The sequence below is a fragment of the Blastococcus tunisiensis genome (genome assembly GCF_900112815.1).
GTDB lineage: Bacteria > Actinomycetota > Actinomycetes > Mycobacteriales > Geodermatophilaceae > Blastococcus_B > Blastococcus_B tunisiensis.
Window position 1 is genome coordinate 91,764 of sequence record NZ_FOND01000006.1, and the last position, 16,464, is coordinate 108,227.

General features: G+C 73.0%; 16 protein-coding genes. 14 read left to right on the plus strand and 2 right to left on the minus strand.

Annotated elements, in window-relative coordinates:
* Positions 1-2: 2 nt before the first annotated feature.
* Genes ctaD through BM142_RS09650 form a run of 10 tightly spaced genes read left to right on the plus strand, consistent with a single transcriptional unit; the run spans position 3 to position 8,129 of the window.
* On the plus strand, positions 3-1,937 hold the full coding sequence (gene ctaD, locus BM142_RS09605; protein ID WP_092196712.1) for a cytochrome c oxidase subunit I: 1,935 nt from the start codon (positions 3-5) through the stop codon (positions 1,935-1,937).
* Entirely contained in the window at positions 1,934-2,557 is a 624-nt protein-coding gene (locus BM142_RS09610; RefSeq protein ID WP_092196715.1) for a cytochrome c oxidase subunit 3, read from the plus strand. Before ctaD ends, BM142_RS09610 begins: the two co-directional genes overlap by 4 nt.
* Positions 2,554-2,973, plus strand: coding sequence for a hypothetical protein (locus BM142_RS24480; protein ID WP_175527197.1), 420 nt, complete (start codon positions 2,554-2,556; stop codon positions 2,971-2,973). Before BM142_RS09610 ends, BM142_RS24480 begins: the two co-directional genes overlap by 4 nt.
* Positions 2,970-3,881, plus strand: a complete 912-nt coding sequence (locus BM142_RS09615; protein WP_175527198.1) for a cytochrome c oxidase assembly protein — start codon at positions 2,970-2,972, stop codon at positions 3,879-3,881. Before BM142_RS24480 ends, BM142_RS09615 begins: the two co-directional genes overlap by 4 nt.
* Positions 3,878-4,270, plus strand: a complete 393-nt coding sequence (locus tag BM142_RS09620; protein ID WP_217640656.1) for a c-type cytochrome — start codon at positions 3,878-3,880, stop codon at positions 4,268-4,270. The genes BM142_RS09615 and BM142_RS09620 overlap by 4 nt, the downstream gene beginning before the upstream one ends.
* A complete protein-coding gene (qcrC, locus tag BM142_RS09625; protein WP_092196721.1) occupies positions 4,267-5,058 on the plus strand; it encodes a cytochrome bc1 complex diheme cytochrome c subunit in 792 nt (263 codons plus the stop codon). Before BM142_RS09620 ends, qcrC begins: the two co-directional genes overlap by 4 nt.
* Positions 5,055-5,903, plus strand: coding sequence for a ubiquinol-cytochrome c reductase iron-sulfur subunit (locus BM142_RS09630; RefSeq protein WP_092196724.1), 849 nt, complete (start codon positions 5,055-5,057; stop codon positions 5,901-5,903). The genes qcrC and BM142_RS09630 overlap by 4 nt, the downstream gene beginning before the upstream one ends.
* Complete coding sequence (gene qcrB / locus BM142_RS09635) at positions 5,900-7,399, plus strand: cytochrome bc1 complex cytochrome b subunit (RefSeq protein WP_217640657.1); 1,500 nt, start codon at positions 5,900-5,902, stop codon at positions 7,397-7,399. Before BM142_RS09630 ends, qcrB begins: the two co-directional genes overlap by 4 nt.
* Positions 7,396-7,764 (plus strand): YegP family protein, encoded by a 369-nt coding sequence (locus BM142_RS09645; protein ID WP_092196730.1) that lies wholly within the window; start codon positions 7,396-7,398, stop codon positions 7,762-7,764. The genes qcrB and BM142_RS09645 overlap by 4 nt, the downstream gene beginning before the upstream one ends.
* Entirely contained in the window at positions 7,761-8,129 is a 369-nt protein-coding gene (locus BM142_RS09650; RefSeq protein WP_139228823.1) for a hypothetical protein, read from the plus strand. Before BM142_RS09645 ends, BM142_RS09650 begins: the two co-directional genes overlap by 4 nt.
* A 9-nt stretch (positions 8,130-8,138) precedes the next feature.
* Here BM142_RS09650 and BM142_RS09655 read toward each other — a convergent pair whose 3' ends face one another.
* Positions 8,139-8,585, minus strand: coding sequence for a MarR family winged helix-turn-helix transcriptional regulator (locus tag BM142_RS09655; protein WP_175527199.1), 447 nt, complete (start codon positions 8,583-8,585; stop codon positions 8,139-8,141).
* Positions 8,586-8,818: 233 nt separating this feature from the next.
* Between BM142_RS09655 and BM142_RS09660 the strand changes: the two genes are divergently transcribed.
* Positions 8,819-9,172 carry a hypothetical protein gene (locus tag BM142_RS09660; protein WP_092196740.1) on the plus strand — a complete coding sequence of 118 codons (354 nt, stop codon included), beginning with the start codon at positions 8,819-8,821 and terminating at the stop codon, positions 9,170-9,172.
* 15 nt (positions 9,173-9,187) lie between these two features.
* Here the strand turns inward: BM142_RS09660 and BM142_RS09665 are convergent, their stop codons facing one another.
* Positions 9,188-10,297 carry an enolase C-terminal domain-like protein gene (locus BM142_RS09665; RefSeq protein ID WP_092196743.1) on the minus strand — a complete coding sequence of 370 codons (1,110 nt, stop codon included), beginning with the start codon at positions 10,295-10,297 and terminating at the stop codon, positions 9,188-9,190.
* A gap of 92 nt (positions 10,298-10,389) precedes the next feature.
* Here BM142_RS09665 and BM142_RS09670 point away from each other — a divergent pair, with 92 nt between their 5' ends.
* From BM142_RS09670 to BM142_RS09680, 3 genes are read left to right on the plus strand one after another with little or no spacing between them, the layout of a single operon-like run.
* A complete protein-coding gene (locus tag BM142_RS09670) occupies positions 10,390-12,204 on the plus strand; it encodes a thiamine pyrophosphate-requiring protein (RefSeq protein ID WP_092196746.1) in 1,815 nt (604 codons plus the stop codon).
* Entirely contained in the window at positions 12,204-15,359 is a 3,156-nt protein-coding gene (locus tag BM142_RS09675) for an FAD-binding and (Fe-S)-binding domain-containing protein (protein ID WP_092196749.1), read from the plus strand. Before BM142_RS09670 ends, BM142_RS09675 begins: the two co-directional genes overlap by 1 nt.
* Positions 15,360-15,412: 53 nt before the next feature.
* On the plus strand, positions 15,413-16,429 hold the full coding sequence (locus BM142_RS09680) for an SDR family oxidoreductase (RefSeq protein ID WP_175527200.1): 1,017 nt from the start codon (positions 15,413-15,415) through the stop codon (positions 16,427-16,429).
* The last annotated feature ends 35 nt before the right edge of the window (positions 16,430-16,464 follow it).

The window sequence follows — 16,464 nt, forward strand, 5'->3', positions numbered from 1 at the left end:
CGATGACGACCGTCGAGGAACAGCAGGCGGCCGACGCCGCGGTGGCCGAGCGGCTGGAGCCGGTGTGGGAGGAGAGCGGCGGGCTGCGCGGCTGGTTCACCACCGTCGACCACAAGAAGATCGGGCGCCGGTACCTGGTCACCGCCGCGCTGTTCTTCGTCGCCGCGGGGCTCGAGGCGATGGTGATGCGCAGCCAGCTGGCCGGCGCGCGCCTGGACGTGGTCTCCCCGGAGCTCTACAACCAGCTGTTCACGCTGCACGGCACCACGATGATCTTCTTCTTCTCGACGCCGATGCTCTTCGGTTTCGGGAACTACCTGCTGCCGCTGATGATCGGCTCGCGGGACATGGCGTTCCCGCGGCTCAACGCCTTCACCTACTACGTGTTCGCGTCGTCCGGGCTGCTGCTCACCGGCAGCCTGCTCTTCGGCGCGGCGCCCAGCGGCGGGTGGTTCGCCTACGTGCCGCTGACCGAGGAGCAGTACCTGCCGGGCATCGGCATGGACGTCTACTGCCTGAGCCTGCTCCTGCTGGGCGTCTCCACGACCGCGGGCGCGATCAACTTCATCGTCACCGCGCTGACCATGCGGGCGCCGGGCATGTCGCTCAACCGCGTGCCGCTGTTCGTCTGGTCGCTCGTGGTGACGGCGTTCATGGTGGTGTTCGCGCTGGCCCCGCTCAACGTGGACAACCTGCTGCTGTTCCTCGACCGGCGCTTCGGCTTCCACGTCTTCGATCCCGACGACGGCGGTGACCCGGTCCTCTGGCAGCACCTGTTCTGGCTGTTCGGACACCCCGACGTGTACATCATCGTGCTGCCGGCCCTCGGCATCGTCTCCTCGATCGTGCCGACGTTCTCCCGGCGGCCGATCGTGGCCTACCCCTTGCTGGTGCTGTCGGCGGTCGCGACCGGGATCATCAGCTTCGGCGTCTGGGTGCACCACATGTTCGTCACGGGGTTGCCGCAGCTGTCGTTGTCTTTCTTCAGCGCCGCCAGCCTGATCGTGACGATCCCGTCGGGCATCCAGATCTTCGCCTGGCTGTTCACGATCATGCTGGGCCGGCTGGTCGTCCGGACGCCGATGCTCTGGATCCTCGGCTTCCTGGTGGTCTTCGTCGCCGGCGGTGTCACCGGGGTGATGTTCGCGGTCGTGCCGTTCGACCAGCAGACGCACGACTCCTACTTCGTCGTCGCGCACTTCCACTACGTGCTCTTCGGCGGCGCGGTGTTCCCGATCATCGCCGGCATCTACTACTGGTTCGGCAAGTTCACCGGTCGCATGCTCAGCGAGCGGCTCGGCCGGTGGAGCTTCTGGCTGGTGTTCGCCGGCTTCAACGTGACCTTCTTCCCCATGCACGTCCTCGGGCTGCTCGGCATGCCGCGCCGGGTCTACACCTACGAGCCGGACCTGGGCTGGGAGGGGTGGAACCTGCTGGAGACGGTCGGGGCCTACGTCCTGCTCGTCGGCCTGGCGCTGACCCTGTTCAACGTCGTGCGGGCCCTGCGCCGCGGGCCCGCCGCGCCCGACAACCCGTGGGGCGGGGACAGCCTGGAGTGGGCGACCAGCTCACCGCCGAAGGAGTACAACTTCCCGGTCGTCCCGACGGTGCACAGCCTGCACCCGATGTGGGACGAACGGACGCTGGCCACGATGGTGGAGGACCGCCAGGATCCCGGCCGCACGCTGACCGACGGCAAGCAGGCCATGCGCACCAGCGACCTCGACGGCGTCCCCGAGCACCCCCTGGACCTCCCGGAGGAGTCCGTCCTGCCGGTCGTCGTCGCCACGGGGTTGTTCGTGCTCACCGTCGGCGCGCTGTTCGGTCTGGCCGTCGTCGCCTGGGCCGGCGTCGCGGTCTCGGTCGCCGGGCTCGTCGTGTGGCACTGGCCGCGCGCCGCCCGCCAGGAGGGTCCCCGTCAGGAGCAGCAGGCATGAGCGGCACCGTCTCCGCGGCGACGCGCCCGGACGCCGTCGCCCGCGAGGTCCCGGCCGGTCGCCGTCCCGGGTGGTGGGGCATGGTCCTGACCCTGGCCACCGACGTGGCCGCGTTCGCCGCCCTCCTCGCGGCCTACTTCTACATCCGCTTCGTGACGGCCGGGGACAACTGGCCACCCGGCGAGATCCCGGAGCCGAAGCTGCTCAAGGCCTGGATCATGACCGGCCTGCTGCTCACCAGCAGCCTGCCGCTGGTCGTGGCCGACCTGGGCATCAAGAAGGGCCGGCGCGGTCGGCTGCTGGCCGGCGTCGGCCTCACCTTCCTGCTCGGCGCCGCGTTCCTGGCAGTGCAGGGCCTGGAGTACCACGAGAAGCTCACCAAGGAGTTCACCCCCCAGACGAACGCCTACGGCTCGCTGTTCTTCGCCATCACGGGGTTCCACGGGCTGCACGTCATCCTCGGCCTGCTCGCCCTGCTGCTCATCCTCGTGGCCGGGCTGAGCGGGCGGATCACCCGGCACCACCACGCCGTCGTGCGCATCACGGGGCTCTACTGGCACACCGTCGGCGCGGTCTGGATCGTCATCTTCGCGTCGCTGTACCTGGCGGCGCAGCTGTGAGCGCCGGATCCCGGACGGGCGCCGGTGAGCGCATGGGCCTGCGGGCGGCGCCGTGGCTGCTGTGGTTCGGCGTCCTGGGCGGCGGGGTGGCCTGGTCGCTGCACACCGTCGTGGACTGGGGGCTCGAGGAGACGGTGTGCCGGTCCGGCCACGACGAGGTCCTCGGCCTGCCGCTGCGCCCGGTGCTCTTCGTCCTCGCCGTGCTCTTCCTGGCCGTCTCGCTCCTCTCCACCCTGGCGTCCCACGTGGTGTGGCGCCGGCTGCGCGGTGCACCGGCCGACGGCGACCGGGCGGCCCTGCGCCGGCAACGGGCGTCCTTCATGGCCCTGGTCGGCCTCGTCGGGAACGTCCTGTTCACGATCATGCTGGTCATGAGCACGGTCGCCGTGCTGGTCATCCCGGTGTGCGCGCTGTGAGCGGCCCCGCCATCGACCTGGTGGCCCACGGCGCGGAGGCCGGCGGCACGCTGGCCGGCACGGCCCTGCTCGTCGGTCCGGCAGCCGCCGTGGCGGCGGCCTACGAGGCCGGCGTCCGGCGGTTGCTCCCCACCGGTCCGCCGTCGTGGCGGTGGCGCCGCTGGTCCTTCCACCTCGGTCTCGTCGTCCTGGTGACCGTCCTGCTGCCGGTCGTCGAGCCCGTCGTCGAGGAGAGCTTCCCCGCGCACATGGCCCAGCACATCGCGCTGCTGCTCGTCGCCGGCCCCCTGCTCGCCGCCGGACAGCCGGGTCTTCCCCTGCTGCTGGCCCTCCCGCACCCCTGGCGCCGGCGGGTGGCGGCCGTCCGGTCGTCCCGCAGCGCCCGACGCGTCCGGGCGGCGGTCACGGTGCCTGCGGTGGTGGTCGCCGTGCACGCCGCCGTCGTCGCGGCCTGGCACCTCCCGTCCGTCTACGCCGCGGCACTCTCCTCGACCGCCGTGCACGTCACCGAGCACGCCTGCTTCCTGGCCGTCGGGTGGTGGCTCTGGGCCGCCGTGAGCACGTCGTCGCGGCAGCAGCTCGACGGGCGGACCGTGCTCTACGTGGTCGCCAGCGGCCTGCCGATGAACCTGCTGGGCGCTGTCCTGGTGTTCGCTCCCGAACCGCTGTACCCGGAGCAGACCGGCACCGGCACCGGCGCCCTCGCCGAGCAGCAGCTGGCCGGCCTGCTCATGTGGGTCCCCGCCGGGATGGCCTACCTGCTCCTGTGCACGGTCCTGGTGCTCGTCTGGCTGCGCCGGATGGAGCGCGACGCACCCGGCGGGGTGCCGCTGCCACCGCCGACGCTGGACGCCCTGCCGGTCCCGGCGCGGTCCGGGAGGCCGATCGACGCGGAGGTGCGGCGGTGAACCGGTTCCCGTCCGGAGCAGCGGCGTGGCTGGCGGGTCTGGCCACCGCCGTCGCCGTGGCCGCCTGCTCGGTCCCCGGTGCGGACCTCCCCCCGGCGGAGTCCGACCTGGGCGATCCCGACCGCGGTGCGGTGCTGATCGACGACTACGGCTGCAGCTCCTGCCACGTCGTCCCGGGGGTGGAGCAGGCCGACGGCCTCGTCGGACCTCCCCTGACCAGCTTCGGCCGGCGGATGTACATCGCCGGCAACCTGCCGAACAACGCCGAGAACCTGCAGTACTGGATCCGGGAGCCCCAGGAGGTGGAGCCGGGCACGGCCATGCCCGACCTCGGGGTCACCCGGGTCGACGCCCGCGACATCGCCGCCTACCTCCTGACGCTCGAATGACCGCCACCCGCTCCCGCGCCCGGCCCTGGCCGACCGTCCTGCTGCTCCTGGCCCTCCTCCTCGCCGGGGTCGCCCTGAGCGGGCCGGTCGCCGCCGGCCCGGCCGACGTCCCGGCCTCGCCCCCGCCCCCGCGCCCGGACCCGGGCGCGGAGGGCACGGTCGCGCGTGCCCAGGAGCTCTACCGGGCCAGCTGCGCGTCCTGCCACGGCCAGGACGGCGAAGGCAGCCAGCGGGGCCCGTCGCTGATCGGCGTGGGCGAGGCGTCGGTGGATTTCCAGCTGGAGACCGGCCGGATGCCGCTCCGCGAGGAGGACGCCGACCCCGAGCGCGGGGAGCCGGCCTTCGTCGAGGAGGACATCGAAGCCCTCGTCGACTACGTCGGGTCCTTCGGGCCGGGCGGGCCCGGCATTCCCGACGTGGGGCCGGGAGACCTCGGCGAGGGACTCCACCTGTACCTGCAGAACTGCGCCGCCTGCCACTCCGCGAGCGGCACCGGGTACACCCAGGTCGGCGGGCGGCAGGCGCCGTCGCTGATGGAGACCGACCCGGAGCAGGTGGCGGAGGCGGTCCGCGTGGGACCGGGCCTCATGCCCGTCTGGCCGGAGGAGGCGCTGGACCGGGAGCAGCTGGACTCCGTGGTCGCATACGTGCAGGAGCTGCAGCGCCTCGACGGCCGCGGTGGCGCCGACATCGGCCGGATCGGGCCGGTGGCCGAGACGGTCGTCGGGTTCGCCGGCCTGGCGCTGCTCGTCGTCGTGGTCCGGCTGCTCGGGAAGCGGGCACCGTGAGGCGCGGACCGGCGGAGGCCTGGATCGCGGGGGCCTTCCTCGGCGCGGCCGCATGCGCGCTCGGGTTCATCGCGGCCTACGTCGTCGGCTCCTCCCCGCAGTGGATGGGGAGCCTGCTCGCCGGCGCCTTCGGGCTCCTCGCCCTCGGCCTGGTCGTCTGGTCGCGGACCCTGCTCCCGCAGGGCACCTACGTCGAGGAGCGGCCGCCGATGGCTTCGGCACCGGCGGCGCAGGACTCGTTCGTGGACACCCTGGAGCGAGGTGGGAGCGGTACGCCCGGTGTGGTCCGCCGGACGCTGCTCCTGGCCGGGCTCGGGATCGGGGCGGCCCTGGTCGTCCCGCTGCGGAGCCTGCTCCTGCCCCGGAGCGAGCCGCCGGGATACGCGCTGCGGCACAGCCCGTGGGAGCGTGGCGCCCGCGTGATGACGCGGGCCGGTGACCTGATCCGTCCCGACGAGCTCGCCAGCGGCACGGAGCTGACCGTGTTCCCCGAGGGTGAGCTGCGCGCCGACGACGCCTCCACCGTGCTGCTGCGGCTCCCACCCGAGGACATCCCCCTGCTGTCCGAGGAGACGGCCCGGTTCGCCGTGGACGGGATCGTGGCCTTCTCCAAGCTGTGCACCCACGCCGGGTGTCCCGTCGGGCTCTACGAGCAGGCCACCCGGCAGCTGTTCTGCCCCTGCCACCAGTCGGTCTTCGACGTCCTCCGGGGCGCGGAGCCCACGGCCGGCCCCGCGGTGCGCCCGCTGCCGCAGCTGCCGCTGGGCGTGGACGACGCGGGCTACCTGGTGGCGCGCGGCGAGTTCCGCGGTCAGGTGGGCCCGACCTTCTGGCGGCCGGCGTGATCACCCGCTGGGCGGTGAAGCGGGCCGACGAGAGGCTGGGCTTCTCCTCGACCGCACGGACCGGCCTGAACAAGGTCTTCCCCGACCACTGGTCGTTCATGATCGGCGAGATCGCGCTGTACAGCTTCGTGTACCTCGTGCTCTCGGGCGTGTTCCTCACCCTGTTCTTCGACGCCTCGACCGCGCGGACCGTGTACGAGGGCAGCTACGACGCCATGCGGGGGTCGGAGACGTCGGCGGCCTACGCGTCGGCGCTGCAGCTGAGCCACGACGTCCGGATGGGGCTGGTGATCCGGCAGTCCCACCACTGGGCGGCGCTGCTGTTCACCGGCGCGATCGTCGTGCACCTCTGCCGGATCTTCTTCACCGGTGCGTTCCGCCGCCCGCGCGGGATCAACTGGGTCGTCGGGCTCACGCTGCTGCTGCTCGCCATCGTCAACGGGTTCGCCGGCTACTCCCTGCCCGACGACCTGCTGTCCGGTACCGGGCTGCGGGTGGCCAACGCCGTGCTGCTGTCCATCCCGGTCGTGGGCGACTGGCTGGCGTTCCTCGCCTGGGGCGGGGAGTTCCCCGGCGAGGCGATGATCGCGCGGCTGTACGTGCTGCACATCCTCGTCGTCCCGGCGCTCATCGTGGCGCTGATCACCGCGCACATGGTGATCCTGATCCGGCAGAAGCACAGCCAGTTCCCCGGTCCGGGCCGCACCGACACCAACGTCGTCGGTTCCCGGCTGTGGCCGGCCTACGCCGTGCGCAGCGTGGGGCTGCTGTTCTTCGTCGTCGCGCTCTCCCTGGCCCTCGGTGGGCTCGTCCAGATCAACCCGATCTGGTACTGGGGACCGTTCGAGCCGGGTGCGGCCACCGCCCCGGCGCAGCCGGACTGGTACGTCGGCTGGGTGGACGGCGCCCTCCGGCTGATGCCGCCCTGGGAACCGACCGTGTTCGGCCACCGGCTGCCCAGCGTCTTCCTGCCGGCCGTGGTGCTCCCCGGCCTCACCTTCCTGGTGCTCTACCTGTGGCCGTGGCTGGAGCGGCTGGTGACCCGGGACCGCCGCGAGCACCAGGTGCTCCAGCGGCCACGGGACTGCCCGGGACGGACCGCCGTGGGCGTCGCCGCGCTCACCTTCTACGCCCTGCTGCTGGTCGCCTTCAGCCTCGACCTCGTCAGCCAGTACACCGGCATCGCCGTGTTCACCCTCGTGTACGTCTTCCGGGTGGCGGTCCTGCTCGCTCCCCTGGTCACCGGGGCGGTCGCCTTCGCACTCGCCCGCGCGCTGCGCGACAGCGACGCCGACGGGCTGCTGGCGCTGACCTGGCCGGACCTGCGGGGATCGCTGCGCCGGCACCGGCGCGTCGCCGCCGAGCCCGCGGAGCCGTCGGAGGACGCCGGGCAGCCCCCGGCGACGACGCCGGAGGAGAGCCCCCGCGGCCCGGGAGGCCGGGACGAGGAGGAGGAGTCGGAGCCGGTGCGGGTGGATGCGGGGCCGGTGCCGTGAGCGAGCACGTGGAGGTGTGGCGGCAGCCCGACGGCGGCTGGCGCTGGCGCTTCGTCGCCGACGAGGGCGGCGAGCTCCTGGAGCTGCTCAGCAACTCCGCCGAGGCCACCTGCGAGGAGGCGGTCGAGGCCGCGCGGACCGCCTACCCCGACCTGACCGTGGTCGTCGACCGTCCCTCGGACGAGACCGCCGACGGCACGGCCGGGCGCAGCCACCTCGTGCGGTGGGCCGGCACGGCGCTGGTGCTGCTCCTCGTCGCCGTCCGCCGGCGCGGCCTGCCGGTGCTGGTCCTGCTCGCCGTCGCCGCAGTGGCCGTCGCGGCACGGGCGCGCCGGCGGGCGGACGCGCGCGGGAGCGGCTCGTGACTCCCCCGGCCCGTCCAGCCACAGGGCTCGGCCGCACCCTGCGGACCGCGCTGGTGGTGCTCGCCCTGGTCGCGGTCGTCGCGGTCATGGTCCGGCTGTCGGCGTGGCAGTGGGGCCGCGCCCGTGCCGGCGGATCCCTGGTCAACTACAGCTATGCGCTGGAGTGGCTGGCCTTCGCCGTCCTCACCGTGGTCGGCGTGGTGCGGCTGTGGCGCGAGGGCCGCCGGGTTCCCGACGAGGACACGCCTCCGGAGCGGCCGGGTCCCGGTGCGCCGATCATCGGGCCTCCCCTGCGGCCCGGGCAGGAGCTGGAGGAGGTCACCTGGGTCCGGCTGCGCCGCCGGCTGGGGCTCTCCCCCGACTGAACCACGTGCTCACCCGGGCGGATCGAGGGCCGGACCGGCGTCCCCGGCACCGACCAGCACGGCGAGGGCCGCGACGACGCCCTCGCGCTCGACGTCGGGCACCCGGTGCAGGCACTCGTGCACCTGCTCCAGCCGGAGCCGGTCGTACCTCTCCAGCGTCGTCCTCCCCACCTGGGTGAGGAACAGGCTGATCTCGCGACGGGTCTGCGGCGAGGGGCGGCGTTCCACCAGGCCGCCGGCGACGAGCCGGTCGACCAGCCTGCTGCTGGTCGACATGGTGATCCCGAGCCCCTCGGCCAGCCGGCCCAGGTTGGCACCGGGCCCTCCTCGGAGGACGGCGAGGGCCCGTAGCTGCACCGCAGAGACGTCCCCGACCGCGTCCGCCGCACGCACCGACACCGCCATGGCCAGCCGGACGGCGCCGAGCAGCGTCCTGTCGACATCGGCGTCATCCACGGCGGCGCCCTCCATGATCGCGGCCGGTGGGGATGCCGGCCGTCCCGCCCATCATCCCGGACGGCCCCCGGTGGCACCGGCCGGACACCCGTTCGGGGCCTGCGGCGCGGGGGCGGTGTCGGTCCGGTGACATCGCGCGGACCACGCTCGCCACATCGGGCCGCAGGTGCCATCCTCGGGGTGAGTGTCCAACCACCGGCACGTTTCCCGCCTCGTCCCGCGAGAGGGTTGCCATGGGAACGGTGCACCTGTCCCCGGTCGTGCGCTCGACGGACGTCGCAGCGCCGCCGCCGGAGTCGGAGGAGCAGGCCGTCCTCGTCACGCTCTGTCCCTCGACCCTCCGCGGGCAGCCGGAGGTCACGGTGCTGAGCGACTCGGTGGAGGACGCCATCCTGGCGGCCGGGGCCGGCGAGCTCGACGGGCACCAGACCCACGGTTCGGTGGTCACGCTGTTCGCCTACGGACCGGACGCGGAGCAGTTGTGGCGCTCGATGGAGGCCGTGGTGCGGGGTTTCCCGCACCAGCGGGGCCACGTGACGATCCGCTACGGGCTGTTCGGCGCACCCTGCCGGGAGCTGGCCGTCTGACCGGGGCCGGCGGGCTCACGCGACGCGGTGGCGCGCCAGGTCGGCCGTCCGGAGCTCGAGGCCCGAGCCCGGCCGGGAGCGATCGGGCCGGAGCACGCCTGGTGGCTCCGGGGAGAGCACCCCGTCGAAGGCCATCCCCTCGAGGCGCACGTGGTCGTGGAAGTACTCGAGGTGGCGCCGGTGCCACACCGCCGTCCCGACCTGGGCGGAGAGCTGGGGCGCGCAGTGCAGCGACAGGTCGAGGCTGCGTGCGTCGCAGAGCGCGGCGACCCGGAGCAGCGCACTGATCCCGCCGCAGCGCGTCACGTCCGCCTGCAGGCAGTCGACGGCCTCCTCCTGCAGCATGCGGTGGAAGTAGGGCAGGTCGTAGCCGTACTCCCCCGCCGCGATGTCCATCCCGGCGGGGCCGCGGTCGCGCAGCAGCCGCAGCCCCGCCAGGTCGTCGCTGCTGACCGGCTCCTCGAGCCAGCGCACGCCGGCCGCGGCGAAGCGGTCGGCCCAGGCCAGGGCCTGCTTGCGGGAGTACGCGCCGTTGGCGTCCACGAACAGCTCGACGCCGTCCCCGATCGCCGCGCGGGCCACCTCGATGCGGTGCGCGTCGCGATCGGGCTCCCGTCCGACCTTGATCTTGACCCGCGGGATGCCGTCGGCCGTCCAGCCGGCCAGCTGGTCGGCCAGCGTGCGGTCGTCGTAGGAGGTGAACCCGCCACTGCCGTAGATGGGCACGGCGTCGTGCACGGCACCGACGGCGACGCTCAGCGGCAGGCCGGCGAGACGGGCGGCCAGATCCCACAGCGCCACGTCGACGGCGGAGATCGCCTCGGCGACGAGCCCCGGGCGGCCCAGGTTGCGGACGGCGGCGTGCATGGCCGCCCAGGACGCCACCGGCGTGGTCGCGTCGCTGCCCCGCACCACGTCCGCCAGGTGACCGCCGACCACCCCGACCGCGGACGGACCGGCGTAGGTCCAGCCGAGACCGGTGCTGCCGGCGGCGCGTGCGGTGACGACGACCAGCGTGGTCGACCCCCACTGCAGCGTGCCGTCGGACTCGGGCGCGTCGGTGGGGACCGTGTAGGCGGCGGCCTCCACGGCCTCGACCACCGGCGGGCTGCTCGTCCCGGTCATCCCCCCATTGTTGCCATACGGCAAATGTGTGTCGAGCGCAGGCAGGGGTACGGCGCGGGAACGTCCGCACCCACCGTTCTCGGGAGGTACCGATGCCGAAGGTCGCCGACTACGTCCTGTCCCGCCTGTCCGACTGGGGCATCCACCGCATCTACGGCTATCCCGGTGACGGGATCAACGGCTTCCTGGGGGCGCTGGACCGCGCCGACGGGGACCCCGAGATCATCCAGCCCCGGCACGAGGAGATGGGCGCCTTCATGGCCACCGCCCACGCCAAGTTCACCGGCGAGGTCGGCTGCTGCATGGCCACCTCCGGCGGCGGGGCCATCCACCTGCTCAACGGTCTCTACGACGCCAAGCTCGACCACCAACCGGTCCTGGCCATCGTCGGCCAGCAGAAGCGCTTCTCGCTGGGTGCGGCCTACCAGCAGGAGATCAAGCCGGAGCTGCTCTTCGCCGACGTCTCCGAGTTCGTGGAGACGGTCATGCACCCCGCCCAGGCGCGGTCGGTCATCGACCGGGCGCTCAAGGTGGCGATCTCCCAGCGCACCGTGGCAACGGTGATCTTCCCGGTCGACGTGCAGGAGGCCGACGCGCAGCCGTCCCCGCCCCGCGAGCACGGCGCCGTCTTCACCAGTGTCGGTCTCACCCAGCCGCGGGTTCTCCCGCCGGAGACCGAGCTGCACAAGGCCGCGGAGATCCTCAACTCCGGCCGCAAGGTCGCCATGCTGGTCGGCCAGGGCGCCGCCGGCGCCGCCGACGAGCTGGTGCAGGCCGCGGAGCTGCTGGGCGCCGGGGTGGCCAAGGCGCTCCTCGGCAAGGACGTCCTGCCGGACGACCTCCCGTGGGTCACCGGGTCCATCGGGCTGCTCGGCACCCGGCCCAGCTACGAGCTGATGATGGGCTGCGACACCCTGTTCATGGTCGGCACGAGCTTCCCGTACTCGGAGTGGCTGCCCGAGGAGGGGCAGGCGCGGGGCGTGGAGATCGATCTCGACCCGCGGCTCATCGGCGTCCGCTACCCGATGGAGGCCAACCTCGTCGGGGACGCGAAGGAGACCCTGAAGGCCCTGATCCCCCTGCTGCACCGCAAGGAGGACCGTTCCTGGCGCGAGGAGATCGAGAGCGAGGTCGAGACGTGGTGGCGGGTCCTGGACGACCGCGCGCACGACCCGGCCGACCCGGTCAACCCGCTCCTGGTGGCGCACGAACTGTCCCCGCGGCTGCCCGACGACGTCATCCTCACCGCGGACTCCGGATCCGGCACCAACTGGTGGGCCCGCCACCTGAAGCTGCGCAAGGGCATGCGCGCCTCGCTGCCCGGCACCCTGGCCACGATGGGCGGTGGCACCCCGTACGCCATCGGGGCGAAGTTCGCCTACCCCGACCGGCCGGTGATCGCCTTCGTCGGTGACGGCGCCTTCCAGATGAACGGGATGCTGGAGCTGATCACGATCAAGCGCTACTGGGAGCGGCTGACGAGCGGGAACCCGACGCTGATCTTCTGCATCTTCAACAACCAGGACCTCAACCAGGTGACCTGGGAGCAGCGCGCGGAGTCGGCGGACCCGAAGAACATGTCCACCCAGTACATCCCCGACGTCCGCTACTCCGAGTGGGCCCGGATGCTGGGATTGGAGGGCATCTTCGTCGACGACCCCGCCGACCTGGGCGCCGCCTGGGAGCGCGCGCTCGCCGCGGACCGGCCCTGCGTGCTGGAGGTCAAGACCGACCCGGAGATCCCGCCGATGCCTCCGCACATCAAGAGCGAGCTGGGCAAGAAGTCGGCCAAGGCCATGCTCAAGGGCGACCCCGAGGAGGTCGGGGTGATCACCAAGGGCGCCCGCGGCAAGATGCACGAGTTCACCGAGTCGGTGAAGGACGCCCTGCCGGGGAACCGGGACTGATGACCGCGGGGACCGAGACCGTCGTCCCCGCCCACGGCGACCCCCGGTTCGCCACGGGGATGACGGCCACCGAGCGGATCAACGTCCGTGGCCTGGAGCAGCACCTGCGCCGGCACGTCACCGGTGAGGTGCGCTTCGACGCGGGATCGCTGGCGATGTACGCGAACGACTCGTCGAACTACCGGCAGGTGCCGATCGGCGTCGTCCTCCCACGGACGCTGGGCGACGTCGTGCAGACGATGAAGGCCTGCTCGGCCTACCGCGCCCCGGTGACCTGCCGCGGCGGCGGGACGAGCCTCTCGGGCGAGACGGTCAACCGGGCCGTGGTCGTCGACTTCTCCAAGTACCTGACCGGCATCGGTGCGATCGATCCCGTGGCGCGCCGGGTCACCTGCCAGACCGGGGTGATCAACGAGCAGCTCAACGAGGCGACCGGCCGGCACGGGCTGGTGTTCGGCCCGGACCCGTCGTCGCACTCCCGGTGCACGATCGGCGGGAACATCGGCAACAACTCCTGCGGCATCCACTCGGTCCAGTCCCGGCACTACGGTCCGGGTCCGCGGACCTCGGACAACACCCATGCCCTCGAGGTGCTCACCTACGACGGCGAGCGGTTCTGGGTCGGCGTCGGCGAGGAGGACCGGCTCGACGAGATCGTCGCGGCGGGGGGCCGCAAGGGCGAGATCTACGCGAAGCTCCGGGACCTGCGCGACCGGTACGCCGACGACATCCGGGCCGGCTTTCCCTCGGTGGAGGACCTCCCCCGGCGGGTGTCGGGGTTCAACCTCGACGAGCTGCTGCCGGAAAAGGGCTTCAACGTCGCCCGGGCCCTGGTCGGCACCGAGAGCACGTGCGCGGTCGCGCTGCAGGCCACCCTGCTGCTCACCCCGGCCATGTTCGAGCGCACCACGGTGCTCGTGCACTACCCGGACGTCGTCGAGGCCGCGCGGCACATCGAGGACATCCAGGCATGGAAGCCGATCGGCCTGGAGACCGTCGACCACCAGCTGGTGCACGACCAGCAGCTGAAGTCGCTGAACGTGCAGGGCCTGCAGCAACTGCCCCGGTTCGGGCAGGGCGGGGCGTGGCTCATGGTCCAGTTCGGCGCCGACACCGCGGAGGAGTCCGAGGCCCGCTGCCAGGACTTCGTCCACTGGCTGCGCGAGGACCAGGGCTACGCCGAGGACCGGGTCACCGTCGCCCGCAGCGCCCAGGAGGGTGGCGGCAGCGAGCAGCTGTGGGCCATCCGCGAGAGCGGCCTCGGGTCCACCGCCTTCCCGCCGGACGACAGGGACCACTGGCCGGGCTGGGAGGACTCGGCCGTCCCCCCGGGCAGGGCGGCCGACTACATCGGCGACCTGCTGGCTCTCTACGACCGGTACGGCACCCGCGGGCAGATCTACGGGCACCTCGGCGAGGGGTGCATCCACTCCCGCATCGGGTTCGACCTGCGCACCGCCGACGGCCTGCGGACCTACCGGGCTTTCCTGGAGGAGGCCGCCGACCTGGTCGTCTCCTACGGCGGCACGCTGTCCGGCGAGCACGGCGACGGGCAGCAGCGGGCCGAGCTCCTGGAGAAGATGTACGGCCCCCGGCTGATGCAGGCCATGCGCGAGTTCAAGCTGATCTGGGACCCGGACTGGAAGATGAACCCGGGCAAGGTGGTGGAGCCCTACCGCCTCGACGAGAACCTGAAGCTGGGCACCGACTACAACCCGTGGCGGCCGGAGGTGCGGTTCGCCTACGCCCGGGACGGCGGCGACTTCGCGCACGCCACGCTGCGCTGCGTCGGCGTCGGCAAGTGCCGCGACCCCGAGCCGGCGCAGACCATGTGCCCGAGCTACCAGGTCACCCGCGAGGAGAAGCACACCACCCGCGGGCGGGCCCGGTTGCTGTTCGAGATGCTCCGTGGCGAGGTCATCACCGACGGCTGGCAGTCGCGGGAGGTCGCCGAAGCGCTCGACCTGTGCCTGGCCTGCAAGGGCTGTACGAACGACTGCCCGGTCGACGTCGACATGCCGACCTACAAGGCCGAGTTCCGTCACCACCACTACAAGTCCTTGCGGCGGTGGCGGGGGCGGCACGCCTACGCCCTCGGCCTCATCGACCAGGCGTCCCGGCTGGCGAGCCGTGTCCCCGAGCTGGCCGACCTGGTGACGCAGACGCCGGGGCTGCGCCGGCTCGCGCAGGTGGCGGCCGGGCTGGACCGCCGCCGACCGCTGCCACGGTTCGCCCCGCTGACCCTCCAGCGGTGGTTCGCCGAGCGCGGCGGCACCGCCAACCCGCACGGCCCCCGCGTGGTGCTGTGGCCCGACACCTTCACCAACCGGCTGCGCACCGACGTCGGGGTCGCCTGCGTGGAGGCCCTCGAGAGCGCCGGCTGGCAGGTGGTCATGCCCCAGGGGCACGTCTGCTGCGGCCGTCCGCTGTACGACTACGGCTTCCTCGACCTGGCCGAGCGCTACCTGCACCGGACGCTGGACGTGCTCCGCGAGGAGGTCCGCGCGGGCACACCGGTCGTGGGCATGGAGCCCAGCTGCCTGGCCGTCTTCACCGACGAGCTGGTCAACCTCCTCCCCCACGACGACGACGCGCGGCGGCTGGCCGGCAACGCCCACCACTTCGCCGACTTCCTCGACGGCCACGACGTGGACCTGCCGCGGCTGGAGGGCACCGCGCTGATGTGGGGCCACTGCCACCACCGGGCCACCGGGGGCATGGATCCCGAGCAGCGGGTCCTGGAGCGGATGGGCCTCACCGTCGAGCCGGTGAGCGGCGGCTGCTGCGGGCTGGCCGGGTCGTGGGGCTTCGAGAAGGGGAAGTACGACATCTCGCTGGACTGCGGCGAGCAGGCGCTGCTCCCCGCCGTGCGCGCGGCCGACGGGCGCACCGCCGTGGTGGCCGACGGGTTCTCCTGCACCACCCAGATCTCCGACGCCGGAACCGGGCGGGCCGCGCTGCACGTGGCGCAGCTCATCCGGCTCGCCCAGGTCCACGGTCGCACGGCGCTGGCAGATGCCCGCCCGGAGGACCGCGTCGTCGACCAGCGGCCCCGCCCGGGAGGCGCCGTCCGGTCGGTCCGGACCGGGCTCCCGCTCATGGGGCTGGCCGGCCTGGCCGGCGCTGTCGCCGCCGGCGTGCGACGGCGCCACTGAGGCACACACATCGACCGGCCGGCCGAACAGGGCCGGTCGAGGGAGGGATGACCATGACACAGCAGGAGCACAGCCGGCGGGTCGTCGTCGTGACCGGGGCCAGCGGCGGGATCGGCCGGGCCACGGCCGTCGCCTTCGCCCGGCGCGGGGACGCCGTCGCCCTGCTGGCCCGGGGCGAGACCGGGCTTGCGGCCGCGGCCGACGACGTCCGGGCCGCCGGCGGCACCCCGCTCGTCGTGCCGACCGACGTGTCCGACGCCGAGGCGGTCGAGGCCGCCGCCGACCGGGTGGAGCGCGAGCTCGGCCCGATCGACGTGTGGTGCAACATCGCGTTCAGCACCGTCTTCGCCCCGTTCACCGACATCACCCCGCAGGAGTACGCCCGGGCCACGCAGGTGACCTATCTGGGGTTCGTGCACGGCACGATGGCCGCCCTGCGCCGGATGCGACCGCGCAACCGCGGGGCCATCCTGCAGGCCGGCTCCGCGCTGGGCCGGCGGGGCATCCCGCTGCAGAGCGCCTACTGCGGCGCCAAGCACGCCATCAAGGGCTTCACCGAGTCGGTGCTCACCGAGCTGCGCCACGAGGGCAGCGACGTGCACATCAGCCAGCTCTACTTCCCTGGGGTGAACACCCCCCAGTTCGAGTGGGTGCTCAACAAGCTGCCCAAGATCCCCCAGCCGGTCGCGCCGGTCTACCAGCCGGAGCTGATGGGCCGGGCGATGGTCCACGCCAGCGAGCACCCGCGGCGGCGCGCCTGGTGGATCGGCATCCCGACCGTCTACACGATCCTGGGCGCCGAGCTCTGGCCGCAGTTCATGGACCGCTACCTGGCGGGGTCGGGGTACCAGGGCCAGATGTCCGGCACGGACCGCCCGGCCGATGCGCCGGTCAACCTCTGGGAGCCTGCGGACGGTGCCGGCGGACGGGACTTCGGCGCCGAGGGCCGGTACAGCGACCGGGCCTGGACCCGGGACCCGCAGATCTGGGCCAGCCGGCACCACGGTGCGCTCGCCGCCACCGGCCTGGTCGGACTCGCCGGTCTGGCCTCGCTGTGGGCCAGGCGGTGAGGACGACCCGGGAGCCGGCAGCGCCGCTGGCCCGG